Below are 23367 nucleotides of genomic sequence, written 5' to 3'. Positions count from 1 at the left end.
AGCGGAAGATCGCGGATCGGCGCGCGGGGTTGGTCCCGCGCGCCCGACGCAAACGGCGCGCTACTGCGGTCATTGCGGTGGCGGCGGCGCGTCGGGCGTGACCGCGCGCGCCTGGGCGGTGGGGGCGATTCGAACCGCGTTGCCGATGTCGCCGGCCGGGTCGGCCTTTCCAGCCTTTTCAGCCTTTTCGGCTTTTTCAGCCTTGCCGGCTTTGCCGGCCGGGTCGACCGGCGGCGTGCCCATCGCCTGATAGAGCCGCGCGGTATCCGCGAAGCGTGCGCCGGTCGCGCGGATCTCGTCGAGCCGCGCGTTGCGGTACTGCAGCTCGCTTGCTCGCGCGGCCGACGGCGGCAGCGCGCCGAGCCGCACGCGGGCGGCCGCGTCGTCGTACGCGCCGCGCGCGGACAGCGCGGCCCGCGACGACGCATCGAGCGCCTCAGCATCGTGCTCGAGCGCGGCGAGCGAATCCGCGACGTTCTGGAAGGCAGCGAGCACGGTCTGCTTGTACTGGTCGACCGCCGCCTCGTAGGTCGCCTTCGCCGCACGGCGCTGCGCGAGTAACGCGCCGCCGTGGAACAGCGGCTGGCTCAGCGACGCACCGACGTTCCAGATCGAACCGGCGCCCGACAGCATCGCCGGCCAGCTGAAACCGCCTTTGCCCATCGCGGCCGACAGCGACAGCTGCGGGAACAGCTGCGCGGTCGCGAGGCCGACTTCGGCGGCGGCTGCCTTCAGCCCCGCGTCGGCGGCCTGGATGTCGGGGCGGCTTTGCAGCAGGTCTGACGGCACGACCACCGGCACCTGCACGGGCAGGTGCAGGTCGGCGAGCGTGAGATCGGCGGGCGGCCGGTCGGGCGTGCGGCCGATCAGCACGGCCAGCGCATGGCGCGCCGAGTCGCGCTGCTGGCGCAGCGCGGGCAGGCTCGCGGCGAAGGTGTCCGCGCTTTGCTGCGCGTTCAGCGCGTCGCTGCGCGACGCCGAGCCGAGCGCGTAGCGGCGTTGCGCGTCGTGCGCCTGGTCGTTCGCGAGCGCGACGAGCCGTTCGGTCGTGGCGATCTGCGCGTTGAGCACCGACACCGTGATCGATGCGGTGACGATGTTCGCGGCGAGTGCCCGGCGTGCCGATTCGAGCTGGAACGCGCTGACGTCGACGCGTTTCGCGAGTGCACGGTTCGCGAAGCGCGATACGCCGAACAGGTCGACCGTATAGCTCGCCTGCAGTTGCCCGACGAACGTGTCGTACAGCAACGTCGGCGCGCCGAGCGCAGGGATCGGCACGCCGAGCGCACGCTGGCGCGTGGCCTGGCCGCCGGCGTCGATCGACGGCAGCATCGAGCTGCCGATCTGCCCGCGCAACTGCTCGCGCGCGGCATCCAGCGAGTGCGCGGCGGCGCTGAGCGTCGGGCTGTTGCGCAGCCCTTCGTCGACGAGTGCGTTCAGCGCATCCGAACGGTACTGCGTCCACCAGTCGGGCACGGGCTGCGCGCCGACGTCGAACTGCTGCGCGACGCCTTGCGCGGCGACGGTTTGCGGCACTTGCGGCGCAGCGCCGTAATGCGCGGGCGACGGCATCGCGGGCGGCTCGCCGCTCGGCGCGAACCACGCGCAGCCGGCGAGCGGGCCGGCGAGGCTCGCGGCCGCGAGCACCCGCGCGGCCTTCGTTTTCAGGTTCATCGACAGTTCCATGGTCAGGCTCCCGACGGCGCGGCGGGCGTGCCGCCGTCGTGCGGCGGGGCGTCGCGCGGGTCGCGTTCGTCGCGCTTCACGCGGAACCACGCGGCGTACAGCGCGGGCAGGTAGAACAGCGTCAGCACGGTCGCGCTCGTGATGCCGCCCATCAGCGCGGTCGCCATCGGCCCGAAGAAGTTCGAGCGCAACAGCGGGATCAGCGCGAGCACGGCGGCCGCGGCCGTCAGCGTGATCGGGCGGAAGCGCCGCACGGTCGCGCCGACGATCGCGTCGAAGCGTCCGTGGCCGGCCGCGATGTCCTGCTCGATCTGGTCGACGAGAATCACCGAGTTGCGCATGATGATCCCGAACATCGCGATCACGCCGAGCATCGCGACGAAGCCGAACGGCTGGCCGAACAGCAGCAGCGTGCCGACCACGCCGATCAGGCCGAGCGGGGCGGTCAGCACGACCATCAGCACGCGCGAGAAACTCTGCAACTGGATCATCAGCAGCGTGAACACGGCGATCGCCATCAGCGGCATCTGCGCGTTGATCGACGTCTGCGCCTTCGCGCTTTCCTCGACCGACCCGCCGATGTTGATCTGGTAGCCGACCGGCAGTTGCGCGCGCAACGCATTCAACTTGCCGTCGATCGCATGCGTGACGTCGATGCCCTGTGCGCCGGCGCGGACGTCGGACTGCACGGTGATGGTCGGCTGGCGGTCGCGTTCCCACACGACGCCGTATTCGAGCGTCGGCGTGAAGCGGCCGAGCGAACCGAGCGGCACGGGGCCGTTCGGCGTCGGCATCGCGAGGCCCGCGAGCTGCGCGGGATCGACGCGATCGGCGCGCGGCGCACGCAGGTCGACCGCGATCAGCTTGTCGCGTTCGCGGTATTGCGTGACGGTCGTGCCGGACAGCGTCATCGCGAGGAAGCTCGACACGTCCTGCGACGTGACGTTCAGCTCGCGCGCCTTCTTCTGGTCGAGCTCGAAGCGCACCGAACGTTCGGCCGGCTCGTCCCAGTCGAACTGCACGTTCACCGTGCGCGCGTCGCCGCGCATCGTCGCCGCGACCTTCTCGGCGATCGCGCGCACCGTCGCGATGTCGTCGCCGCTCACGCGGAACTGCACGGGGTAGCCGACGGGCGGCCCGTTCTCGAGCCGCGACAGGCGCCAGCGCACGGCCGGGAAGCGGTCGCGCAGCGTGGTCTCGAGCCAGGCTGCGAGCTTCTCGCGGTCCTCGACCGATTTCGCGGTGACGACGAACTGCGCGAAGTTCGGCAACTGCAGCTGCTGGTCGAGCGGCAGGTAGAAGCGCGGCGCGCCGCTGCCGACGAAATTCACCGAATGGTCGATCTCGGGCCGCTTGTCGAGCACCTTCTCGAGACGTTCGGTCTCGCGCAGCGTCGCCGCGAACGACGCGCCTTCGGGCAGCCGCAGGTCGATCAGCAGCTCGGGGCGATCGGAGCTCGGGAAGAACTGCTGCGGCACGAGCGAGAAGCCCGCCAGCGCGACCACGAACAGGGCGCCGGTGATCAGCAGCACGACGAAGCGCCGCTCGATGCACCAGTCGATCCAGCCGCGCAAGCGCGTGTAGAAGCGCGTGTCGTAGATGTCGTGCTCGTGATCGTCCGGCAGGTGCGCTTCGTGCGCGTGCTTCTTGCGTTCGGGCAGCAGGTGGAAGCCCAGCAGCGGGATCAGCACGACGGCCGCGAACCACGATGCGATCAGCGCGATCGCCGACACCTCGAAGATCGAGCGCGTGTACTCGCCGGTACTCGATTTCGCGAGCGCGATCGGCAGGAAGCCCGACACGGTGACGAGCGTGCCCGTCAGCATCGGGAACGCGGTGCTCGTGTACGCGAACGCGGCGGCGCGCGCGCGGCTGTAGCCCTGCTCGAGCTTCACGGCCATCATCTCGACCGCGATGATCGCGTCGTCGACGAGCAGCCCGAGCGCGAGCACGAGCGTGCCGAGCGACACCTTGTGCAGCCCGATGTCGAACAGGTACATGAACAGGGCGGTGACGGCGAGCACGACCGGAATCGAGATCACGACGACCATTCCGGTGCGCAGGCCGAGCGACACGAGGCTCACGACCAGCACGATCGCGACCGCTTCGGCGACGGCTTCGAGGAAGTCGTCGACGGAATGCGCGACCGCATGCGGCATGCTCGACACCAGCGTCAGCTTGAGGCCGGCCGGCAACCGCGCCTGCAGATCCTTCGATTCGGCGTCGAGCGCCTTGCCGAGCCGGATCACGTCGCCGCCCGGCTGCATCGTCACGCCGATGCCGAGCACGGCGTGACCGTTCGCACGCATCTGCGTGATGGCCGGATCGTCGTAGCCGCGCTTCACGGTGGCGAGATCGCCGAGCCGGAACGTGCGGCCGTTGATGCGGATCAGCGTGTCGGCGATCGTGGCGACGTTGTCGAACTGGCCGCTCGGCCGCACGAATACGCGGTCGTCGGCGGTCGTCAGCACGCCGGCCGACGAGATGTCGTTCTGCGCGTTGAGCGCCTGCCCGAGTTGCTGCGGCGAGATGCCGAGGCGCGTGAGCTGCGCATTGTTCACCTCGATGAAAATCCGCTGGTCGGGATCGCCGAAATAGTCGACCTTGCCGACACCGGGCACGCGCAGCAGCACGGTGCGCAGCTGGTCCGCATAGTCGTGGAGCTGCGCGGGCGTGAAGCCGTCGCCTTCGAGCGTCCAGATGTTGGTGTAGACGTCGCCGAACTCGTCGTTGAAGAACGGGCCCTGCACGCCGGGCGGCAGCGTATGGCCGATGTCGCCGACCTTCTTGCGGATCTGGTACCAGGTCTCGGGCACGTCCTGCACGGGCGCCGAGTCCTTCATCGTGAAGAAGATCAGCGATTCGCCTGGCCGCGAATAGCTGCGCAGGAAGTCGATGGCCGGCGTTTCCTGCAGCTTGCGGCCGATCCGGTCGGTCACCTGTTCCTGCACCTGACGCGCGCTCGCGCCGGGCCAGAACGTGCGGATCACCATCACGCGGAACGTGAACGGCGGGTCTTCGGATTGCGCGAGCCGCGTGTACGCGAGGCTGCCAGCGAGCGTCGCGAGCGCGATCAGGTAGACGACCAGCGCCTGGTGGCGCAGCGCCCATGCCGACAGGTTGAAGCGGCCTTCTTCGCGGGGGCTGCTCATGACGCGAAGTCCTCCGCGTGCAGCGGGGCGACCGGCCGCACCTTCTCGCCCGCGCTGACCGTGTGCACGCCTTGCAGCACGACGCGCTCGCCCGGCTGCAGCCCGCTCGACACGGTGACCGTGCGTTCGTTGAAGCGCGCGACGTCGACGCGGCGCAGCTCGAGCGTGTCGTCCTTCGCGCGCACGACCCACAGGGCCGGATGCGGGCCGTCGTGGAACAGCGCGGTCGCGGGCAGCGTGATGCTCGGCGCGTTGCCGGCAACCGGCGCGCCGTCGAACGCGACGTTCGCGGTCATCCCGAGGCGCACGGCCGGATCGGGCGCGGCGAGCGTGAGCTTCACACGCCAGGTGCGGCTTTGCGGATCGGCGGCCGGCGCGATTTCGCGCACCTTCGCGGCGAACTGGCGGCCCGGCAGCGACGGCAGCGTGACGCTCGCCGCGTGACCGGGCGCGAGCGATGCGAGCGCGGCCTCGGGCACGTCGCTGACGACGTCGACGTCGCCCGACCACGCGAGCTGGTAGACGGCTTGGCCGGCCGATACGTTCTGGCCGGTGTCGGCCTGCTCGGCGGTGATGGTGCCGGCGTGATCGGCGACGAGCGTCGCATAGCGGAGCTGGTTCTTCGCAAGCGCGAGCTGCTGCTGCGCCTGGTCGCGCTGCGCGAGCGCCGACGTGTAGCTGTTCTCGGTCTGCTCCAGCTGCGCCGTTGCGATCAAGTTCTCGCGCGCCTGCGCGCGATCGCGATCGCGCTGCTGCTTCGCGAACGCGAGGCTGTGCGACGCGGCATCGAGTTGCGCCTGTGCGCTCGCGGCGTTCTTCTCGACGTCGGACGGATCAAGCAGCGCGACGACCTGGCCGGCCTTGACGGTATCGCCGAGCCGCACCTTGCGCTCGACGATCTTGCCCGCGATGCGGAACGACAGCGGCGTTGCATAACGTGGCTGGATCTCGCCGGGCAGCGTGGCGGCGGCCGCGGCGCCGTCGGCGCGTGCGGGCAGCGCGACGACCGGGCGCGGCGCGGGCGGCGCGGCTTCCTTCGGATGACAGGCGGCGAGGACGAGCGCGGTGCCGACCAGCAGCACGGCGCGGGAACCGGAGCGATTCACGAAACCCCCAGATGAGGTGAGAGCGGAACGAGGCCGGCAAGCGCGGCGGGCGCTTGCCCCGAGTGGCGCCAGTCCGGCGCACACGAACACAGCCGAACGAGGTCGTTCGGAAACTGCGGTGGATTCTAATACAGTGCTGTATCTGAATGCAAAAATGAATCTGAAAGGAAGTTGGTGCTAGACTGCGCGCCATGAAACCTCAGCGCTTAACTCGCGAGCAGAGCAGGGACCAGACGCGCGAACGTCTGCTGACTGCCGCGCACCGCATTTTTATGAAGAAAGGCTTTGTCGCGGCGAGCGTCGAGGACATCGCCGCGGCGGCCGGCTACACGCGCGGCGCGTTCTACTCGAACTTCCGCAGCAAGTCGGAACTGCTGCTCGAATTGCTCGAGCGCGACCACGATTCGGTGCGGGCCGATTTCGAGGCGATCTTCGAGATTGGCGGCTCGCGTGAGCAGATGGAGTCGATGGCGCTCGCGTACTACCGGACGCTGTTTCGCGACGACGAATATTCGCTGCTGTGGGGCGAGGCGAAGCTGCAGGCGGCGCGTGACGCGAAGTTCCGCGTGCGCTTCAACCAGTTCCTGCACGGCAAGCGGCTGCAGATGGCCGAATTCATCCAGCGCTTCGCCGAGCGCGCGGGCACGCCGCTGCTTCTGCCGGCGGAGACGCTCGCGTTCGGATTGATGTGCCTGTGCGACGGCGTGCAGTCGTACTACACGGCCGACCCGCAGCACGTGTCGGCCGACGTGGCCGAATCGGTGCTCGCAGGGTTCTTCGCACGGGTCGTGCTGGGGCGCGCGCCGGACTGAACGGCCGGGCGCCGATGCGGGCGGCCAGACGGTTGGCCGGCCTGCGTGGCGATCAACAAGACCGCGACGCCACATCGGGCGTCGCGCACCGGCGCCGTCACCGCTCGCCGGTCATCCGCCGGTACGCGTCGAGCAGCGACGTCTTGTAGACGACGCCCGCGAGCGTCGGCTCGGCTTCGCTTTCGATCACCGGCAGCCGTTCGCCCTGGAACGCCATGAAGCGTTCGAGCGCGGTCGCGAGCGGCATGTCGGGCGTGAGCAGCGGAAACGGCGTATGCGTGTAGTGCGCGGCCGTCTTGTCGGTCGTGTCGCGCTTGTCGAGCAGGTCGGACGTGATGTCCTTCAGCGCGACCGCGCCGCGGAAGCGCCCGGCGTCGTCGGTCACGTACAGATACTTCACCGGATATTCGAGAAACACGCGCGTCATGTCGGCGACGCTCGCGGTGAGCGGCACGATCGTCTGCGCGGGCTGGATCAGCTCGCGCATCTGGGTGGTGCGCAGCCGCAGCCGTTCCTGTGCGTCCTGGTGATGGTGCAGCGTGATCTCGTACATCGACGTGGTGCCGGTCGCGCGCGCGACGAAATACGCGAACACGCACGACACCAGCAGCGGCAGCACGACCTGGTAGCTCAGCGTCATCTCGAAGATCATCAGGATCGCCATCAGCGGCGCCTGCGTGGCGCCGGCCAGGAACGCGCCCATCCCGACCATCGCATACGCGAAGTACGCGGACGTGTGGCCGGGCCACAGCGCGTGCATCGCGAGCCCGAACAGCGAACCGAACACGGCGCCAACGAACAGCGTCGGCGTAAACACGCCGCCGACCGCGCCGGAGCCTGCGGTCGCGGCGGTCGCGATCACCTTGAACACCAGCACCGCGACGAGCGCCTGCCAGGTCCACGGCGCATGCAGGATGTGGTTCACGACGCTGTAGCCGTTGCCCCACACGTCCGGAATCCACACCGAGATCACGCCGACCACGAGGCCGCCGAGCGCGAGCCGCACCGGCAGCGGCACGGGCAGCCGCTTGAACTGGTTCTTGGACGCATCGAGCAGGTGCAGGAACTGCGGCGCGAGCACGCCGCACAGCGCGCCGAGCACGACGAACAGCAGCACTTCGGCGCCCGTCACGGCCGGGAACACCGGCATCTCGTACGGTGGCCGGTAGCCGGCGAATTCCCGCATCACGATGTTCGCGACGACGGACGCGACGACCATCGGCCCGAAGCTCTCCATCGCGATCGTGCCGAGCACGATTTCGGAGACGAAGAACGCGCCGGCGATCGGCGCGTTGTACGCGGACGTGATACCGGCCGCGGCGCCGCACGCGACGAGCAGGCGCAGGCGCGGCGGGTCGAAGTGCACGAAGCGGCCGACCAGCGACGCCGCGAGCGCCGCGAGCTGCACCATCGGGCCTTCGCGGCCGATCGAGCCGCCGCTGCCGATCGTCAGCAGCGACGACACGCTGCGCCACAGGCTCTGCCGCACCGGCACGACGCCGTCGCCGAGCGCGACGGCTTCCATGTAGTCGATGTTGCCGGATTTTCGGTCGCCGCGCGTCGCGAGCAACAGCACGCAGCCGGCGAGGAAGCCGCCCGCGGCCGGCATCCAGAAGCGCACGTACCAAGGCAGGCTTTTCGCCATCTCCACGAAGCTGCCGCTGTGCCCCGAGATCAGGCGCTGCATCAGGTCGATGCCTTCGCGGAACGCCATGGTGGCGAAGGCGCCGCCGACGCCGACGACGGCCGACCAGATCAGCATCGTATGGGCGTCCGACAGGCGGAACAGCGTCTGGGCGCGAGTGCGCAGCTTCAGCAGGAACGAGAGCACGGCTGAAAGAGGGTGATGAAGAGGACGAAGGAAAACGACGCGAAGCATAGCACTGCGCCGCGCCCGCGGGACCTTCCCGTCGGGCGCGGCGCGTGTCGCGGCGTGGCTGCGCGGCTCAGCCAAGCCAGTGCTGTACCGCCCAGGTGATCCCGTAGCCGCCGGCGATCAGCCACACGTACAGGATCAGGCCGGTGGTCAAGGCGCGCGGGCCGGCCTCGCGGATCTGCGACACGCGGGTCTCGATGCCGAGCGCGGTCATCGCCATCGTCAGCGCGAAGGTGTCGAGCAGGTTCAGCGTGTGCGTGACGTCGGCGGGCAGCACGTTCAGCGAATTGACGATCACGAAGCCGAGGAAGCCGAGCGCGAACCACGGCACCGCCACCTTGCGCTTGCCTTGCGCGCCTTCAGCGGTCGCATCGGCCGAGCGCGCGGAGCGGGCGAGCCACCAGCCGAGCGTGAGCAGCACCGGCACCAGAAGCATCACGCGGGTCATCTTCACGATGGTCGCGACGTGCGTGACCTCCGGACTGATGTCGCTCGCCGCGCCGACCACCTGCGCGACCTCGTGGATCGTGCCGCCGAAGAACAGGCCGAGGCCGGTCGGGTCGAGGTTGAGCAGGCCGGCGTGATACGCGAACGGGTACAGGAACATCGACAGCGTGCCGAACAGCACCACGCTGCCCACGGCCATCGCGCTCTGGTGCGGCTTCGACTGCAGCGTCGACTCGAACGCGAGCACGGCGGCCGCGCCGCAGATCGCACTGCCGGCGGCGGTCAGGAGCGCCGCGTCGCGATCGAGCTTCATTACCTTCATGCCGACCCAGGTGCCGATCGCGAGCGTGCTGACGACGATCAGCACCGACACCGTCAGGCCCGGCAGGCCGACCTGCGCGATTTCCTGCAGGCTCACGCGCAGGCCAAAGAACGCGACCGCGATGCGCAGCAGCTTGCGCGCGGAAAAGTTGACGCCGGCCGCCCAGCTCGCGGGCATGCCGTCGCGCAGCGCGTTGCCGTACAGCGCACCGGCGACGATGCCGACGATCAGCGGCGACAGGCCGAGCCCGGCGACTGCCGGCAGTTGCGACAGACTGGTGACGGCGGCGGCGAACAGCGCGACGAACAGCACGCCGTTCAACTGGCCGCGCAGCGACGGCGCGGCGTGGGCAAGATGGGGAGTCGGAGCAGTGGACATGGGGCACCGTGATCAAGCAGGTTGCGATGGCCTAATCCTAGTTTGGTTATATCGATATGAAAAATTGTGATTTGTGACGTAAACTATCCGGGAAGCCGATAATTCATCCCCATGACCCCGGATCAACTGATAACGTTCGCGGCCGTCGCCGAACATCTGAACATCAGCCGCGCTGCCGTGGCGCTGCATCTGTCGCAGCCGGCGGTATCGGGCCAGCTGCGCCTGCTGCAGGACGAGTTCGGCGAGCCGCTGTACCAGCGTGACGGCCGCGGCATCCGCCTGACGCCGGTCGGCGAGCAGCTCGCGCAGTACGCGAAGGCCCAGCGCGACACGTTCGCGCAGGCGCGCGCGTTTCGCGACGCGGTGCGCGGGCTCGACGCCGGCACGCTGCGGATCGGCGCGAGCACGACGCCGGCCAGCTACCTGCTGCCTTACCTGATCGCGGCGTTCCAGCCGCGTGTGCCGCGGGTGGCGATCCACACGATGAGCGGCAACACGGCCGACGTGGTCGCCGCGTTGGCATCGCTCGACATTGCGATGATCGAAGGGCCGCCCGGCGAGGCGCTGCCGCCCGGCACCGCCGTGCACGCATGGCACGAGGACGAGATCGTCGCGGTCGTGCCGGCCGGGCATGCGCTCGCCGCGCCCGAGTACGCAGCCGGCGTCACGCTCGAGGCACTCGCCGTGCATCCGCTCGTGCTGCGCGAGGAGGGCTCCGGCGTGCGGCAACTCGTGGAACGCGCGTTCGCGCACGGCGGCGCGCCGATGCGTGTCGCGTTCGAGATCGCCGGTGTCGAGGCCGTGAAGGAGGCCGTGCGCGCGGGGATGGGCGTCGGCTTCGTGTCCGCGATGTCGCTGCGCCACGAGGGTGCGGCGCTCGTGCCGCGCTCGCTCGCCCCCGCGCCGCTCACGCGTCATTTCTCGATCCTGGTGCCGCACGGCGCGGCGCCGTCGCGCGTGGCCGCCCAGTTCCTGGAAATGAGCCTCGCGCACGACGCCGGGTAGACACCCGAAGCCGGTCCTGGAGCGCCGGATGCCCCTGCGCCCGCGCACGTTCGTGCGGCGGCCATCCTTAGGGATTTCCTCTATGGCGTGCGCCCGGGGCGAAGCGCACCATCCGTCTCAAGCAAATGGAACCGGTTCCATTCCGGAGAAAAAAGGGCAGACATGGCAGACATCGTGATCGTGGCGAGCGCATTCGGGATGGACCGCGTGCGTCAGGAGGGCCACCGTGCATTCATCGCGACCGCGGCGGCATCCGGTGCGACCGGCTTCGAGGTGCGGCGCGAACTGTTCGCATCGGACGACGACGCGACGCCCGGCGCGCTGGCCGAGCTCGGCACGGCGCTCGCCGCGCACGGGCTGTGGTCGGTCTATTCGACGCCGGCCACGCTGTACACGGAAACCGGCGCGCTCGACGCCGAAGCGCTGCGCGACACGCTCGTCGAAGCCGACGAGCTCGGCGCGCGCTTCGTCAAGTTCCAGCTCGGCGGCTTCGCCGGCAACGCGCACGCAGCCGAGATCGTCGCGCTGTCGCGCGGCGCGCGTGCCCGCGTGGTGGTCGAGAACGGCCAGTTGCCGGTGGGCGGCGCGCTCGTGCAATTCAGCGGGCTGTTCGCGGCGCTGGCCGAGGCGGGCGCGCCCGATGCGCTCGGCATGACGTTCGACATCGGCAACTGGCAGTGGCCGGGCGAAGCGCCGCTCGCATGCGCGCACGCACTCGCGCCGCATGTGGAATACATTCATTGCAAGGCAGTCGCTGGCGAGGGCGCGCGCCGTTTCGCGGTGGCGCCGGCGCCGGGCGACACGCTCGTCACGGGCGTGCTCGCGGCCCTGCCGCAAGCGGCGCCGCGCGGCATCGAATTCCCGTTCGATGCGGCCGACCTGGCGGGCGATGCCGGCCGGCGCGTCGCGTGGCTCGCCGCCGCGTGACGCTCGAAGGATACGGAGGAATGCACTCATGAAGGCAGCACTCGATGTCGTGACCTACGGCGAAGCGATGGCGATGTTCGTCGCCGCCGAGCCCGGCCACCTCGCGCACGCCGCGCAATTCACGAAACGGATCGCGGGCGCGGACCTGAACGTCGCGATCGGCCTGTCGCGGCTCGGCTTCCGGGTCGGCTGGATGAGCCGGGTGGGCCGCGATTCGTTCGGCGGCTACGTGCTCGACACGCTCGCGCGCGAAGGCATCGACGCGTCGTGCGTGACCGTCGATCCGCGCTATCCGACCGGCTTCCAGCTGAAGTCGCGCAACGACGACGGCAGCGACCCGACCGTCGAATATTTCCGCAAGGGCTCGGCCGCGAGCCACCTGTCGTGCGACGACTACGTGGCCGACTACGTGCTCGGCGCACGGCACCTGCATTTGACGGGCGTCGCACCCGCGATCTCCGCGACGTCGTGCGAGCTTGCGTTCCGGCTGGCGCGCGAGATGCGTGCGGCCGGCAAGACGATCTCGTTCGATCCGAACCTGCGCCCGACGCTGTGGCCGTCCGCCGACGTGATGGCGAAGACGCTGAACGCGCTCGCATCGCTCGCCGACTGGGTGCTGCCGGGCTTGGCCGAAGGGCAGCAGCTCACCGGGCACGACACGCCGGCCGACATCGCGGGCTTCTACCTGGCACAGGGCGCGCGCGGCGTGGTGATCAAGCTGGGCGCCGACGGCGCGTACTTCCGCACGGCCGACGGCCGCGAGGGCACGGTGGCGGGCGAGCGTGTCGCGAACGTGGTCGACACGGTCGGCGCCGGCGACGGCTTCGCGGTCGGCGTGGTCAGCGCGCTGCTGGAAGGCCGCTCCGTCGAGCAGGCGGTCGCGCGCGGCAATCGCATCGGGGCGCTCGCGATCCAGGTGATCGGCGATTCGGAAGGCTTGCCGACCCGCGCGGCGCTCGATCGGCTCGAAAACGTCAGCAATCGCGCCGATCGCCTAGAGGAAACCGTCACCGCGCAATGAGAGGCCGGACACGGCACAATCCGCGGACCCAATTCGTGCTTCGTGCACGGTTTTGCATGAGGCCGGAGCAGGCGCCATCGCGCCGACGCCGGTCGATTCCCGAAAGGACGGGAGCGGAGCCGGGCGTTTGACCCGCCCACTCCGATCACCCAAGGAGACACTCTGATGGCAGCCAATCTCGCAGCACGACGCTGGTGGACGATCATGCCGATCGTGTTCATCACCTACAGCCTTGCTTACCTCGACCGCGCGAACTACGGGTTCGCTGCAGCCGCCGGCATCAACCAGGACCTCGGGATCAGCAAGGGCCTGTCGTCGCTGATCGGCGCGCTGTTCTTCCTCGGCTACTTCTTCTTCCAGATTCCCGGCGCGATCTATGCGGAGCGCCGCAGCGTCAAGAAGCTCGTGTTCGCCAGCCTCGTGCTGTGGGGCGCGTGCGCGGCGCTCACGGGGGTGGTCACCAACATCCCGTCGCTGATGGCGATCCGCTTCGTGCTCGGCGTGGTCGAGGCGGCGGTGATGCCGGCGATGCTGATCTACATCAGCAACTGGTTCACGAAGAACGAGCGCTCGCGTGCGAACACGTTCCTGATCCTCGGCAACCCGGTCACGGTGCTGTGGATGTCGATCGTGTCGGGCTATCTCGTGCACGAATTCGGCTGGCGCCACATGTTCATCGCCGAAGGCGTGCCGGCCATCATCTGGGCCGTATGCTGGTGGTTCCTCGTGCAGGACAAGCCGGCCGATTCGCCGTGGCTCACCGCGCAGGAAAAGCGCGACCTCGACGCCGCGCTCGCGGCCGAACAGGCGGCGATCAAGCCCGTGCGCAACTACGGCGAGGCGTTCCGCTCGCCGGCCGTGATCAAGCTGTGCGCGCAGTATTTCTGCTGGAGCATCGGCGTGTACGGCTTCGTGCTGTGGCTGCCGTCGATCGTCAAGAACGGCTCCGAGCTCGGGATGGTCGCGACCGGCTGGCTGTCGGCGCTGCCGTACCTCGCGGCGACGATCGCGATGCTGGTCGCGTCGTGGGCGTCCGACAAGGTCGGCTCGCGCCGCGGCTTCGTGTGGCCGTTCCTGCTGGTCGGCGCGGCCGCGTTCGCCGCGTCGTATGCGCTCGGCTCGTCGCACTTCTGGATCTCGTATGCGCTGCTGGTCGTCGCGGGCGCCGCGATGTACGCGCCGTACGGCCCGTTCTTTGCGATCGTGCCGGAACTGCTGCCGAGGAACGTCGCCGGTGGGGCGATGGCGCTGATCAACAGCATGGGCGCGCTCGGCTCGTTCGTCGGCTCGTATTTCGTCGGCTACCTGAACGGGGCGACCGGGTCGCCCGTCGCATCGTATGCGTTCATGAGCGTCGCGCTCGTCGCCGCGGTGATCCTCACGCTGTCCGTCAAACCCCAGGCGCGCGATGCGCACCCGCTCGCGACGCCGCTGCAAGGAAAATGAAAACGATGAAGCCTCGTATCGTCGCGTACAAGCCGCTGCCCGATGACGTGCTCGCGTACCTGCGCGAGCATGCGGAGCTCGTGCAGGCCGACGGCGCCGACGCGCTCGCCGACGCCCTCGGCGACGCGGACGGCGTGATCGGCGCGAGCCTGAAGGTCACGCCGCAGATGCTCGATCGCGCGCCGCGGCTGAAGGCCTGGTCGACGATCTCGGTCGGCTACGACAACTTCGACGTCGCGGATCTCACGCGGCGCGGGATCGTGCTCGCGCATACGCCCGACGTGCTGACCGAATCGACCGCCGATACCGTGTTCTCGTTGATCCTCGCGTCCGCGCGGCGGGTGGTCGAACTGGCGGAGTGGGTGAAGGCCGGCCACTGGCAGCGCAGCATCGGCCCCGATCTGTACGGCACCGACGTGCAGGGCAAGACGCTCGGCATCGTCGGGCTCGGGCGGATCGGCGGCGCGGTCGCGCGCCGCGCGGCGCTCGGCTTCCGGATGCAGGTGCTGTACACGAACCGTGCCGCGCACGCCGAAGCCGAGACGCAGTACGGCGCGCGCCGCGTGACGCTCGACGAGCTGCTCGCGCAGTCGGACTTCGTGTGCCTGCAGGTTCCGCTGTCGCCGCAAACGCATCACCTGATCGGCGCGGCCGAATTCGCGAAGATGAAGCGTGGCGCGATCCTGATCAACGCGTCGCGCGGGCCGGTGGTCGACGAGGCCGCGCTGATCGACGCGCTGCGGGCCGGCACGATCCGCGGCGCGGGGCTCGACGTGTTCGAGAAGGAGCCGCTGGCGGCGGACTCGCCGCTGCTGCGGATGAGCAACGTCGTCGCGCTGCCGCATATCGGCTCGGCGACGCACGAGACGCGCCATGCGATGGCGCGCTGCGCCGCGGAAAACCTGGTCGGCGCGCTGGCCGGCACGCTGCGCACGAATCTCGTCAATCCGGACGCGCTCGCGCGCGTCTGAGCGGCGGCGGCCGGCCGGCGGGCCGCCGCCGCAGTTAGAGTCGATGGTCTTGGTGCGGGAGGGCAGGCTGCGTTATGATCGCCCGCTCGTCGCGCATCGACGACCCGGCCACGCGGCCGGCGGCGTCCGGCGACGGGCATCCGTGCCAGCCCGGTGCGGCCGATCGCCGTGCGTGTCAGGCGAGCGGAGCGGGCGCGAAGGCGCCGGCTTCGATCGACCGCGAAGCAGGGGAGCGGCGGCGTGCGCCGGGGGGCGTTCGTATCCAACAACAAAGGTCCGTCCGCACACGAAGCGGCGCGGATCGTACGTCGCGAGGCACGACTTGAGCGATTCGCAACCTTCCACGCAGCGTCCGGCGACGATCAGCGACGTCGCACGCGAAGCCGGCACGGGCAAGACCAGCGTTTCGCGCTATCTGAACGGCGAGACGCACGTGCTGTCCGCCGATCTGCGCCAGCGGATCGAGACGGCGATCGCGCGCCTGAACTACCGGCCGAACCAGATGGCGCGCGGGCTGAAGCGCGGCCGCAACCGGCTGCTCGGCATGCTCGCGGCCGACCTGACCAATCCCTATACCGTCGAAGTGCTGCTGGGCGTCGAGGCCGCGTGCCACGCGCTCGGCTACATGCCGCTCATCTGCCACGCGGCGAATGAAGTCGAGATGGAGCGGCGCTTCCTGCAGCTGCTCACGACCTACCGGGTCGAAGGGCTGATCGTCAATGCGCTCGGCGCCGAGGAAGACGTGCTGCGCCCGCTGCGCGGCGGCGGCATCCCGGCCGTGCTCGTCGACCGGACGGTCGAGGGCTTCGAGGCGGACCTGATCGGGCTCGACAACACCGATGCGATCGAGACGGCGCTCGCGCACCTGATCGCGCGCGGCTTCGATGCGATTCATTTCGTCGTGCAGCCGTTCGAGCGCGTCAGCTCGCGGCGCCTGCGCGAGGCCGCGTTCCGCGCGGCGCTCGAGGCGCGCGGGCTGCCGGTGCCGCCGACGGTCGTGCTCGACCTGAACGAGCCGGCCGCGGCCGCCGTGGCGCTCGCCGACCTCGACGCGCGCGTCGATGCGGCCACGCAGCGCGGCGTGCGGGCGGCGCTGTTCGCCGCGAACGCGCCGGTCGCGCTCGCGATCGCGCGCCACCTGCGCGCCCGCTTCGGCGCCGCATGGCAGGAAAAGGCCGCGCTGCTGTCGATCGACGATCCGGAGTGGGCCGAGCTGATCGGCATCACGACGATCCGTCAGCCGACCTACGAGATCGGCTACAAGGCCGTCGAATTCGTGCACGAGCGCATCGACGGCGCGGTCGGCGACGTGCGCGTCGCGATGCTGCCGGGCGAGCTGATTGCGCGCGCGTCGACCGCAAGCTGAGTATCATGCGGGGCACGCGGCGCGTCAGGTGCGCTGCCCCGAACAAGGAAATTCATGACTGTCGCTCCCGTCACGCTGGCGGTGCTGATCGCCGCCACGCTGATCATCGCGCTACTGCCGTTCGTTCTCTTCCGTACCCTGCGCAAGCCGCTTGCGCTCGACCGCCGCGACACGATCGTCGGCGTCGCCGTCTTCACGCTGTTCGCGATGATCGTCGAACGCGCATTCCATGGCCTCGTGCTGAGTCAGACGCCCGCCGGCGGCTGGCTCACGCAGCCGCTCGCATTCGTCGCGTACAGCGCGCTCGCGACCGCCGTGTTCGAGGAAGTCGGCCGTTATCTCGGGATCCGGTTCCTGAACCGCCGCTACGGCGCGTCGGCCGGCGACGGGCGCGGCATCGGCTACGGGATCGGCCATGCCGGCGCCGAAGCCTGGTTCGTCGGCGTGCTCGTCTGGGGCCAGTGGTCGTATCTCGCGTGGCTCGCGAGCCGCGGGCAGCTCGAGACGCAGCTCGCGGACCTGCCGGGCGATACCGTCGTGCGGCTGCACGTGATGCTGGCGACGCTGTCGGCACAGTCGATCCTGCTGTTGCTGATCGAGCGCTGCGCGGCGTTCGCGGTGCAGCTCGCGCTGTCGGTGCTGGTCTGGCGCGGCGTGCGTGCCGGCCGCGCGGGCGTATTGCCGCTCGCGATCGTGCTGCATGCGCTGGCGGCCGCACCGGCGTTGCTGTACCAGGTGCGCGTGCTGCCGGCCGGATCGCTCGAGGCCGTGTATTTCGTGCTGGCCGCGATCCTGGTCGCCGTGCTGGTGAAGACGTGCCGGTCGCCGCGTGCGGCGGCCTGACGGGAGAGGCGGAATGGACGACTATCTGATCGAATGCGCAAGCGCCGAATTCGACGCGCTCGCGCGCGTGATCTGCGATCTCTTTCCGGAGCAGACGCGTTTTGCCGAAAGCAGCGACGAACGCGGGCGCTTCCTGTCCGTGCAGTGGCTCGCGATGCGTTTCGGTTCGACGCCGAAGCGGATGACGCTCGATATCCGCTTCGTGCCGGCCGCGCTGGCGCGCTATCTGGCGCTCAGGCCGATGCAGCGCGCCCGCAGCCACGCGGTGCTGCATGCGTACACGGAAGCGATGCTGGGCTCGCTCGAGGAGCGGCACGCGGCGGGTGAAGCCGTCGAGCGCACCGCGGAACTCGAACTCGACGAAGACTTTGCGTGAGCGGCGACGCCGGCGCGCGCCGGCACGATGCCGGCGCGGCGCGTGTCACGCGACGCGCGCTTACGCGTCGCGATAAACCTGCGCGAAGCGCTGCGCCTGCACGACGCCATAGTCGCCGGGTGCATATTGCATGACCCAGTCGCCGGCCATGCCGCGCAGCGTGTCGCCGTTTTCCGAGCGGGCGATCGTGAACGGCTCGTCCATGCGGCGGGCGAGCACGACGGCCGGCCGGTTCCGGTAGGCGCCCGGCGCGCCGTGCGCGAGCGCCGGATCGGCGGGCAGGTACTTCGCGTCGAAGCGCACGCGCGACACGACCCAACGGTCGCCGGTCGAGCCGGTGATCAGCGCGTCGCCCGCGACATAGCGGTTCGGGCCTTCGAGGCTCATCAGTTCGCCGTCGGCATCCGCGAATGCGACCGTGACGGTTTCATCCTTCACGACGCGACGGGCCTGCGGGTCGGTACGCAGATCGAGGTGCTTGAGTTCGAGCATGGCAGGGGGGAAGTGCGGGAAAAGCCGGGAGCTTATCCCGAATCCGGCGCGCCGTGTGACGCGCCGGATTCCCGCGGGATGCGCGACGCCGTTCGGCCCGCACGGGCAGTGCGGCGCCGACGGGGCGGACGTCAGGGTTGCGCGGGCGCGCTGGCGGCCGGCGCGGCTGCTGCCTTGCCTTCCTTGCTCGCGGCCTTGCCCTTGCCGCGGTGTTCGCCGCCGTGGTGCAGCCAGCTGCGGAACGTCGTGTCGGCGAGCGCCTTCTGGTCGGCCGGGAAGCGCTCGTAGAGCGGCGCGAATGCGTCGGCGAGCTTTTTCGCGCCGTCCGCGTTCGCCTGCGCGAGTTCCGCGTACTGCTTCATGTCGTCGACCGCGGACACGTCATGGCTTTCCATCCGGGCGCGATAGAGGCGGCCCATCGTGTCGCCGTTCTCGCGCATCGTGTCGGCGAACGTCTTCCATTGCGGTTCCTGCGCCGACGTGATCTTCAACTGGTCGTGCAGGTACTTGATGCGCTGCTCGATGCGCGCTTCGTGGCGCGCCGCACGCTGCTCGGCGCTCGGGGCCGACGACGCCGTTGCCGCTGCCGGAGCGGGCGTCTGCGGTTGCGGCGGGGTTTGCGCGAATGCGCTGGCTGCAACGGCGAGCGTAGCGAGGGTGAGCGAGATCTTCTTCATGGTTGGCTCTCCGGGGTGGTGTCGTGCGAGCGGGCGCGGCGGGCAGTGCCGCGAGCGCGCATCTCGCGTCTCACCTTATTAGTAGCACGTTGCGTGCAGTGCAGCAGCGAAAGCGACACTTGCTTACATCCGATACGAATCGAAATTGAAAGGGACCTGGCGAAGGCCGGCGATCGATGGTGTTCGATCGGCGAGTCGGGCGCCGCGCGCGAACGAGGCGGGGCGATGCGAACGCGTGAGATCCCGTTTGGGCGCACCGGCGTTCGGCGCTATCATCGCGTCACGTTCCATTTCGCCGGCGCGTTGCACGCCGGCCCAGCCTCATGCGTCCTCCTCGCCTCGACCAACTCGACGACCTCGACCGGCAACTCGTCGCGCTGCTGCAAGCGGATGCGCGCGCAAGCGTCGCCGATCTCGCGCGACAGCTCGACGTTGCCCGCACGACGGTCGTCGCGCGCATCGCGCGGCTCGAGCGTACCAACGTGATCGCCGGTTACAGCGTGCGGCTCGGTCAGGACGTGCTCGACGCGAGCATTTACGCATACGTCGGCATCATTCTCACGCCGAAGTTCGGCAAGGACGTGCTGCGCAAGCTCGACCGGATGCCCGAGGTGCAGCTGTTGTGCGCGGTGAGTGGCGAATACGACTATGTCGCGTGGTTGCGTGCCGATTCGCCGGAACGGCTCAACGACCTGCTCGACCAGATCGGCACGCTCGAAGGCGTCGAGCGTACGACGACGTCGATCATTCTGTCGCGCAAGATCGATCGCGGCACGATCGGCGGATGACGCGTCGCATGCGGTGTTGCATGTGACGCCGCGGCGCGATTCGATACGTCGCGCAGGCTTTTCCTCCTTTCCCTTCCCCTTGATGCCTTGATGCCCGCCGCCCGCGCACGCCGCGGGCGGGGCGTTGCCTCGTGCGTCCGCACGCGAGCGTCGTTGTGTCGAATGCGTGCGCGGGCGCGCGCAACGATTCATTTGCCTGCCATGTCCCGCCTTGCGTGTTCCTTCCTGTCCGGCCACACGCGTCCACACGCGTCGATCGCGGCCCGTCTGACGCACGCCGTATACGCGTTTTTTAGATGATTTGGTCGTTGTGACGAAATGTGTAGTCATTTCGTCGAAAGTATCGGTCGTTTCGCATCATTCTTCGTCTTGGAACTGATTTTGCACGTCCCTAAACTGTGTTCATGGCTCGACGCCGTACACCAACACCAAACCCATCATCAGGAGATAAGCGCATGAAAATCGCCATCGTCGGCGCAGGTCTGATCGGCCACACCATTGCTCACATGCTGCGTGAAACGGGCGACTACGAAGTCGTCGCGTTCGACCGTGACGCCGATGCGCTCGCCAAGCTGTCGCGTGAGGGCATCGCGACGCAACGTGTCGATTCGGCCGACGCCAATGCGATCCGTGAAGCCGTGAAGGGCTTCGATGCGCTCGTCAACGCGCTGCCGTACTACCTGGCGGTCAACGTCGCCGCGGCGGCCAAGGCGGCAGGCGTCCATTACTTCGACCTGACCGAAGACGTGCGCGCGACCCACGCGATCCGCGAACTGGCCGACGGTTCGGACCGCGCGTTCATGCCGCAGTGCGGCCTCGCACCGGGCTTCATCGGCATCGCCGCGCACGAGCTCGTGAACGGCTTCAGCGAAGTGCGCGACGTGAAGATGCGCGTCGGCGCGCTGCCCGAGTATCCGACCAACGCGCTGAAGTACAACCTGACGTGGAGCGTCGACGGCCTGATCAACGAATACTGCCAGCCGTGCGAAGCGATCCGCGACGGCCGCAAGCAGTGGGTGCAGCCGCTCGAAGGCCTCGAACATTTCTCGCTCGACGGCACCGAATACGAAGCGTTCAACACGTCGGGCGGCCTGGGCACGCTGTGCGAGACGCTGTCGGGCAAGGTCGAGACGCTCGACTACAAGTCGGTGCGCTATCCGGGCCACCGCGAACTCGTGCAGTTCCTGCTCGAAGACCTGCGACTGTCGAGCGACCGCGACACGCTGAAGTCGATCATGCGCCGCGCGGTGCCGTCGACGAAGCAGGACGTCGTGCTCGTGTTCGTCACGGTGACGGGCGTGAAGGACGGCCAGCTCGTGCAGGACGTGTTCACCCGCAAGATCTTCGCGAAGGACGTGTGCGGGATGCACATGAGCGCCATCCAGATCACGACGGCCGGCGCGATGTGCGCGGTGCTGGATCTGTTCCGCGAAAAGAAGCTGCCGCAAAGCGGTTTCATCCCGCAGGAAAAGGTGTCGCTGAAGGCGTTCCTCGCGAACCGCTTCGGCAAGCTGTACGAAGGCGGCACGATGGAGCGCGTGCACGAAGTCGCCTGACGATCGGTCCCAGGCACGAGGGCCGTGCGACGCCGGGAGCGCAACAGCGCTTCCGGCGTTTTTTTTGACGAGCGCGTCGAAGCCCTTCACGGCTTCACGGATCGCATTGGCGTCGGCCGAATCGACACGTTGCGTCGCGATGCCTTCACGCGACATGGTGAAGCGACGAGGAGCAGGGCGGTGCGCGCCGCTCAGGCGGGCAGCGGCGGGACGATCGTTGCCGCCGGCGGGGGCGGCACGATGCGGTACAGCAGCGCATCGATGTCCGCGTCGGACGGTGCGGTGTTGTCGAACATCACGATGCCGTCGCATTCGTGGCCGGTCGGCACGAAGCGGCGTTGCCGGTATTCGTCCCAGTGCGCGAGCTTGTACGCGTCGTTCGGATTGCCGCGCGCGACGATCCGCTGGTGCGCGACGTCTTCCGAGGTGTGGACCCACACGACCGTCAGCGCGACGTCCGGCCCGATGCCGAGCCACGTGCGGTCGAGGATGCGCCGGTCACGCACTTCGCGCGACAGCGGGCCGACCACGAGCGCGCCGATGCCGAGCGCGAGGTTCTCGCGGGCCGTGTCGAGCAGGCCCTGGTATTCGGGATCGCGCAGATGCTTCAGGTAGAGCGGGCTGTCGCGGTCGTTCGGATCGGAGGTGAGGGCGCCCATCGCGGCCGAGCTGTAGCGGCCGTAGAGCGTGTCCTTGTCGAGCAGGCAGAAGGCTTCGCCGGTCGCGCGCATCAGCGGCCCGATCAGCCGCTTCGCGAGCGTGGTCTTGCCGGTGCCGGCATGACCGCAGAAGAACACCAGGTGCGTCACGAATACCGGCTCCCCGAATCCGTGCGCGGTGCGGCGGTGCGCTTGCCGTCGCGCGAGAACACTTCCGCTTCAAGCCACATCGCGTTGATGATGCCGAAGCCGAGCGCCACGCCGATGCCGAGTATCCACGAGAAATACCACATGGGTCTGTCTCCTTGAAGGTTGGGCGGCACGGCCGTGCCGTGCACTTGTCGAAGCGATGCCGTGCGCGAGCCGCGGCGCACGCAATCCGATCATGACCAATATCGGCGTGCCGCGCAAGCCGGGCCGCCCGCGCGGCAACCCGGTAAACTGGTGCGATAACGGCAACATGACGGACATCATGCTCATCAACTGTGCTGCATACCAGGACGGCCGCAAGCTGGCCGATATCGATATCGACGCCATCAGCGAATACGTGTCGAAACCCGAGTGTTTCGTATGGGTCGCGCTGAAGGATCCGACGCCGGACGAGATCGACCTGATGGGCGAGGAATTCGGGCTGCACGAGCTCGCGCTCGAGGATGCCCGCAAGGGGCATCAGCGGCCGAAGATCGAGGAGTACGGCGATTCGCTGTTCGCGGTGCTGCACACGGTCGAGCTCGACCACGACGGCGAATTCAATGTCGGCGAGCTGAACGTGTTCGTCGGCCCGAACTACGTGCTGTCGATCCGCAACCATACCGAACAGGACTTCCGCGCGGTGCGCAAGCGCTGCGAGCGTGAGCCGCATCTGCTGCAGGAAGGGTCGGCGTTCGTGTTCTATGCGTTGATGGACCAGGTCGTCGACCGCTATTTCCCGATCCTCGAGACGCTCGGCAACGAGCTCGAGGAACTCGAGGACCGCATCTTCACCAAGGCCACGCCCGCGTCGTCGCGCGCGATCATCGAGGATCTCTATTCGCTGAAACGCCGGCTCGTGATGCTGCACCAGCACACGGCGCCGCTGATCGAGCCGCTCGCGAAGCTCACCGGCGGACGCATTCCGCAGGTCTGCAGCGGGATGGAGCATTACTTCCGCGACGTGTACGACCACCTGCAGCGGATCGTGAAGACGATCGAAGGGCGGCGCGAGATGGTCGTGACGGCGATCCAGGTCAATCTCGGGATGATCTCGCTTGCGGAGAACGAGGTGACCAAGCGGCTCGGCTCGTTCGCCGCGCTGTTCGCGATACCGACGATGATTGCGGGCATCTACGGGATGAACTTCGCGAACATGCCCGAACTGCACCTCAAGTACGGCTTCTACGGCTGCATCGGCGTGATGGTCGTAGCCGATCTCGCGTTGTGGTGGCGCTTCAAGCGGGCGGGGTGGCTGTAGCCGTGGCCCCG

At 68.8% G+C, this 23367-nt stretch carries 21 protein-coding genes; 12 read left to right on the top strand and 9 right to left on the bottom strand.

The features are described from left to right. Positions 1 to 69: 69 nt before the first annotated feature. The 3 genes from DIE02_RS13345 to DIE02_RS13335 are packed head-to-tail and all read right to left on the bottom strand — an operon-like array spanning position 70 to position 5944. Positions 70 to 1686 (bottom strand): efflux transporter outer membrane subunit, encoded by a 1617-nt coding sequence (locus DIE02_RS13345; protein ID WP_124485433.1) that lies wholly within the window; start codon positions 1684 to 1686, stop codon positions 70 to 72. Positions 1687 to 1688: 2 nt separating this feature from the next. Beyond that, complete coding sequence (locus tag DIE02_RS13340; protein ID WP_124485434.1) at positions 1689 to 4838, bottom strand: efflux RND transporter permease subunit; 3150 nt, start codon at positions 4836 to 4838, stop codon at positions 1689 to 1691. Then, a complete protein-coding gene (locus tag DIE02_RS13335; protein WP_124485435.1) occupies positions 4835 to 5944 on the bottom strand; it encodes an efflux RND transporter periplasmic adaptor subunit in 1110 nt (369 codons plus the stop codon). The genes DIE02_RS13340 and DIE02_RS13335 overlap by 4 nt, the downstream gene beginning before the upstream one ends. Before the next feature lie 191 nt (positions 5945 to 6135). On the opposite strand from DIE02_RS13335, the gene DIE02_RS13330 reads away from it, so the two are divergent. After that, complete coding sequence (locus DIE02_RS13330; RefSeq protein WP_124485436.1) at positions 6136 to 6756, top strand: TetR/AcrR family transcriptional regulator; 621 nt, start codon at positions 6136 to 6138, stop codon at positions 6754 to 6756. A 97-nt stretch (positions 6757 to 6853) separates the two neighbouring features. Here DIE02_RS13330 and DIE02_RS13325 read toward each other — a convergent pair whose 3' ends face one another. Further along, on the bottom strand, positions 6854 to 8587 hold the full coding sequence (locus tag DIE02_RS13325) for a ClcB-like voltage-gated chloride channel protein (RefSeq protein WP_221621948.1): 1734 nt from the start codon (positions 8585 to 8587) through the stop codon (positions 6854 to 6856). A 115-nt stretch (positions 8588 to 8702) separates the two neighbouring features. Beyond that, positions 8703 to 9779: a YeiH family protein gene (locus DIE02_RS13315; RefSeq protein WP_124485438.1), complete on the bottom strand. Its 1077-nt coding sequence runs from the start codon at positions 9777 to 9779 to the stop codon at positions 8703 to 8705. Between the two features lie 111 nt (positions 9780 to 9890). Between DIE02_RS13315 and DIE02_RS13310 the strand changes: the two genes are divergently transcribed. The 8 genes from DIE02_RS13310 to DIE02_RS13275 all read left to right on the top strand — a co-directional run bounded on the left by DIE02_RS13310 (position 9891) and on the right by DIE02_RS13275 (position 17734). Further along, positions 9891 to 10784 carry a LysR family transcriptional regulator gene (locus DIE02_RS13310; RefSeq protein WP_124485439.1) on the top strand — a complete coding sequence of 298 codons (894 nt, stop codon included), beginning with the start codon at positions 9891 to 9893 and terminating at the stop codon, positions 10782 to 10784. A 162-nt stretch (positions 10785 to 10946) separates the two neighbouring features. Then, positions 10947 to 11711, top strand: a complete 765-nt coding sequence (locus DIE02_RS13305; protein ID WP_124485440.1) for a sugar phosphate isomerase/epimerase — start codon at positions 10947 to 10949, stop codon at positions 11709 to 11711. Positions 11712 to 11739: 28 nt separating this feature from the next. Next, positions 11740 to 12732, top strand: a complete 993-nt coding sequence (locus tag DIE02_RS13300) for a sugar kinase (RefSeq protein WP_044848249.1) — start codon at positions 11740 to 11742, stop codon at positions 12730 to 12732. Between the two features lie 165 nt (positions 12733 to 12897). Beyond that, on the top strand, positions 12898 to 14178 hold the full coding sequence (locus DIE02_RS13295; RefSeq protein WP_044848248.1) for an MFS transporter: 1281 nt from the start codon (positions 12898 to 12900) through the stop codon (positions 14176 to 14178). 5 nt (positions 14179 to 14183) lie between these two features. Beyond that, positions 14184 to 15149, top strand: coding sequence for an NAD(P)-dependent oxidoreductase (locus tag DIE02_RS13290; RefSeq protein ID WP_124485441.1), 966 nt, complete (start codon positions 14184 to 14186; stop codon positions 15147 to 15149). Positions 15150 to 15471: 322 nt separating this feature from the next. Further along, positions 15472 to 16515 carry a LacI family DNA-binding transcriptional regulator gene (locus tag DIE02_RS13285; protein WP_124485442.1) on the top strand — a complete coding sequence of 348 codons (1044 nt, stop codon included), beginning with the start codon at positions 15472 to 15474 and terminating at the stop codon, positions 16513 to 16515. Between the two features lie 54 nt (positions 16516 to 16569). Further along, positions 16570 to 17358, top strand: coding sequence for a YhfC family intramembrane metalloprotease (locus DIE02_RS13280; protein WP_124485443.1), 789 nt, complete (start codon positions 16570 to 16572; stop codon positions 17356 to 17358). 13 nt (positions 17359 to 17371) lie between these two features. Further along, positions 17372 to 17734 (top strand): DUF3022 domain-containing protein, encoded by a 363-nt coding sequence (locus DIE02_RS13275; protein ID WP_124485444.1) that lies wholly within the window; start codon positions 17372 to 17374, stop codon positions 17732 to 17734. 60 nt (positions 17735 to 17794) lie between these two features. On the opposite strand, the gene DIE02_RS13270 is transcribed toward DIE02_RS13275, so the two are convergent. Together DIE02_RS13270 and DIE02_RS13265 are read right to left on the bottom strand one after the other, a co-directional pair. Continuing rightward, positions 17795 to 18226, bottom strand: coding sequence for a PGDYG domain-containing protein (locus DIE02_RS13270; protein ID WP_124485445.1), 432 nt, complete (start codon positions 18224 to 18226; stop codon positions 17795 to 17797). Between the two features lie 131 nt (positions 18227 to 18357). Then, on the bottom strand, positions 18358 to 18903 hold the full coding sequence (locus DIE02_RS13265) for a Spy/CpxP family protein refolding chaperone (protein ID WP_124485446.1): 546 nt from the start codon (positions 18901 to 18903) through the stop codon (positions 18358 to 18360). A 323-nt stretch (positions 18904 to 19226) separates the two neighbouring features. Here DIE02_RS13265 and DIE02_RS13260 point away from each other — a divergent pair, with 323 nt between their 5' ends. Together DIE02_RS13260 and DIE02_RS13255 are read left to right on the top strand one after the other, a co-directional pair. Next, positions 19227 to 19691 carry an Lrp/AsnC family transcriptional regulator gene (locus DIE02_RS13260; RefSeq protein ID WP_006481526.1) on the top strand — a complete coding sequence of 155 codons (465 nt, stop codon included), beginning with the start codon at positions 19227 to 19229 and terminating at the stop codon, positions 19689 to 19691. A 455-nt stretch (positions 19692 to 20146) separates the two neighbouring features. Continuing rightward, positions 20147 to 21247 carry a saccharopine dehydrogenase family protein gene (locus tag DIE02_RS13255; RefSeq protein ID WP_040144221.1) on the top strand — a complete coding sequence of 367 codons (1101 nt, stop codon included), beginning with the start codon at positions 20147 to 20149 and terminating at the stop codon, positions 21245 to 21247. Between the two features lie 191 nt (positions 21248 to 21438). Here the strand turns inward: DIE02_RS13255 and DIE02_RS13250 are convergent, their stop codons facing one another. Both DIE02_RS13250 and cydX read right to left on the bottom strand, forming a co-directional pair. After that, entirely contained in the window at positions 21439 to 22056 is a 618-nt protein-coding gene (locus tag DIE02_RS13250; RefSeq protein ID WP_044848242.1) for an ATP-binding protein, read from the bottom strand. Continuing rightward, positions 22053 to 22199: a cytochrome bd-I oxidase subunit CydX gene (cydX, locus tag DIE02_RS13245; protein WP_044848241.1), complete on the bottom strand. Its 147-nt coding sequence runs from the start codon at positions 22197 to 22199 to the stop codon at positions 22053 to 22055. The genes DIE02_RS13250 and cydX overlap by 4 nt, the downstream gene beginning before the upstream one ends. A 179-nt stretch (positions 22200 to 22378) precedes the next feature. On the opposite strand from cydX, the gene corA reads away from it, so the two are divergent. Further along, positions 22379 to 23356 carry a magnesium/cobalt transporter CorA gene (gene corA / locus DIE02_RS13240; protein ID WP_044848267.1) on the top strand — a complete coding sequence of 326 codons (978 nt, stop codon included), beginning with the start codon at positions 22379 to 22381 and terminating at the stop codon, positions 23354 to 23356. Positions 23357 to 23367 lie beyond the last annotated feature (11 nt).

Source organism: Burkholderia sp. Bp8991 (genome assembly GCF_003853795.1).
In the GTDB taxonomy this organism is placed as follows: domain Bacteria; phylum Pseudomonadota; class Gammaproteobacteria; order Burkholderiales; family Burkholderiaceae; genus Burkholderia.
Note: the sequence above shows the minus strand (reverse complement) of the source record. Positions and strands in the feature narration are given on the sequence as shown.

What these genes read in the sequence shown, in the direction of transcription:
- DIE02_RS13345 (WP_124485433.1), bottom strand. Translation starts at nt 1,686, where the DNA reads ATGGAACTGTCGATGAACCTGAAAACGAAGGCCGCGCGGGTGCTCGCG.
- DIE02_RS13340 (WP_124485434.1), bottom strand. Translation starts at nt 4,838, where the DNA reads ATGAGCAGCCCCCGCGAAGAAGGCCGCTTCAACCTGTCGGCATGGGCG.
- DIE02_RS13330 (WP_124485436.1), top strand. Translation starts at nt 6,136, where the DNA reads ATGAAACCTCAGCGCTTAACTCGCGAGCAGAGCAGGGACCAGACGCGC.
- DIE02_RS13315 (WP_124485438.1), bottom strand. Translation starts at nt 9,779, where the DNA reads ATGTCCACTGCTCCGACTCCCCATCTTGCCCACGCCGCGCCGTCGCTG.
- DIE02_RS13310 (WP_124485439.1), top strand. Translation starts at nt 9,891, where the DNA reads ATGACCCCGGATCAACTGATAACGTTCGCGGCCGTCGCCGAACATCTG.
- DIE02_RS13305 (WP_124485440.1), top strand. Translation starts at nt 10,947, where the DNA reads ATGGCAGACATCGTGATCGTGGCGAGCGCATTCGGGATGGACCGCGTG.
- DIE02_RS13300 (WP_044848249.1), top strand. Translation starts at nt 11,740, where the DNA reads ATGAAGGCAGCACTCGATGTCGTGACCTACGGCGAAGCGATGGCGATG.
- DIE02_RS13295 (WP_044848248.1), top strand. Translation starts at nt 12,898, where the DNA reads ATGGCAGCCAATCTCGCAGCACGACGCTGGTGGACGATCATGCCGATC.
- DIE02_RS13290 (WP_124485441.1), top strand. Translation starts at nt 14,184, where the DNA reads ATGAAGCCTCGTATCGTCGCGTACAAGCCGCTGCCCGATGACGTGCTC.
- DIE02_RS13280 (WP_124485443.1), top strand. Translation starts at nt 16,570, where the DNA reads ATGACTGTCGCTCCCGTCACGCTGGCGGTGCTGATCGCCGCCACGCTG.
- DIE02_RS13275 (WP_124485444.1), top strand. Translation starts at nt 17,372, where the DNA reads ATGGACGACTATCTGATCGAATGCGCAAGCGCCGAATTCGACGCGCTC.
- DIE02_RS13270 (WP_124485445.1), bottom strand. Translation starts at nt 18,226, where the DNA reads ATGCTCGAACTCAAGCACCTCGATCTGCGTACCGACCCGCAGGCCCGT.
- DIE02_RS13265 (WP_124485446.1), bottom strand. Translation starts at nt 18,903, where the DNA reads ATGAAGAAGATCTCGCTCACCCTCGCTACGCTCGCCGTTGCAGCCAGC.
- DIE02_RS13260 (WP_006481526.1), top strand. Translation starts at nt 19,227, where the DNA reads ATGCGTCCTCCTCGCCTCGACCAACTCGACGACCTCGACCGGCAACTC.
- DIE02_RS13255 (WP_040144221.1), top strand. Translation starts at nt 20,147, where the DNA reads ATGAAAATCGCCATCGTCGGCGCAGGTCTGATCGGCCACACCATTGCT.
- cydX (WP_044848241.1), bottom strand. Translation starts at nt 22,199, where the DNA reads ATGTGGTATTTCTCGTGGATACTCGGCATCGGCGTGGCGCTCGGCTTC.
- corA (WP_044848267.1), top strand. Translation starts at nt 22,379, where the DNA reads ATGCTCATCAACTGTGCTGCATACCAGGACGGCCGCAAGCTGGCCGAT.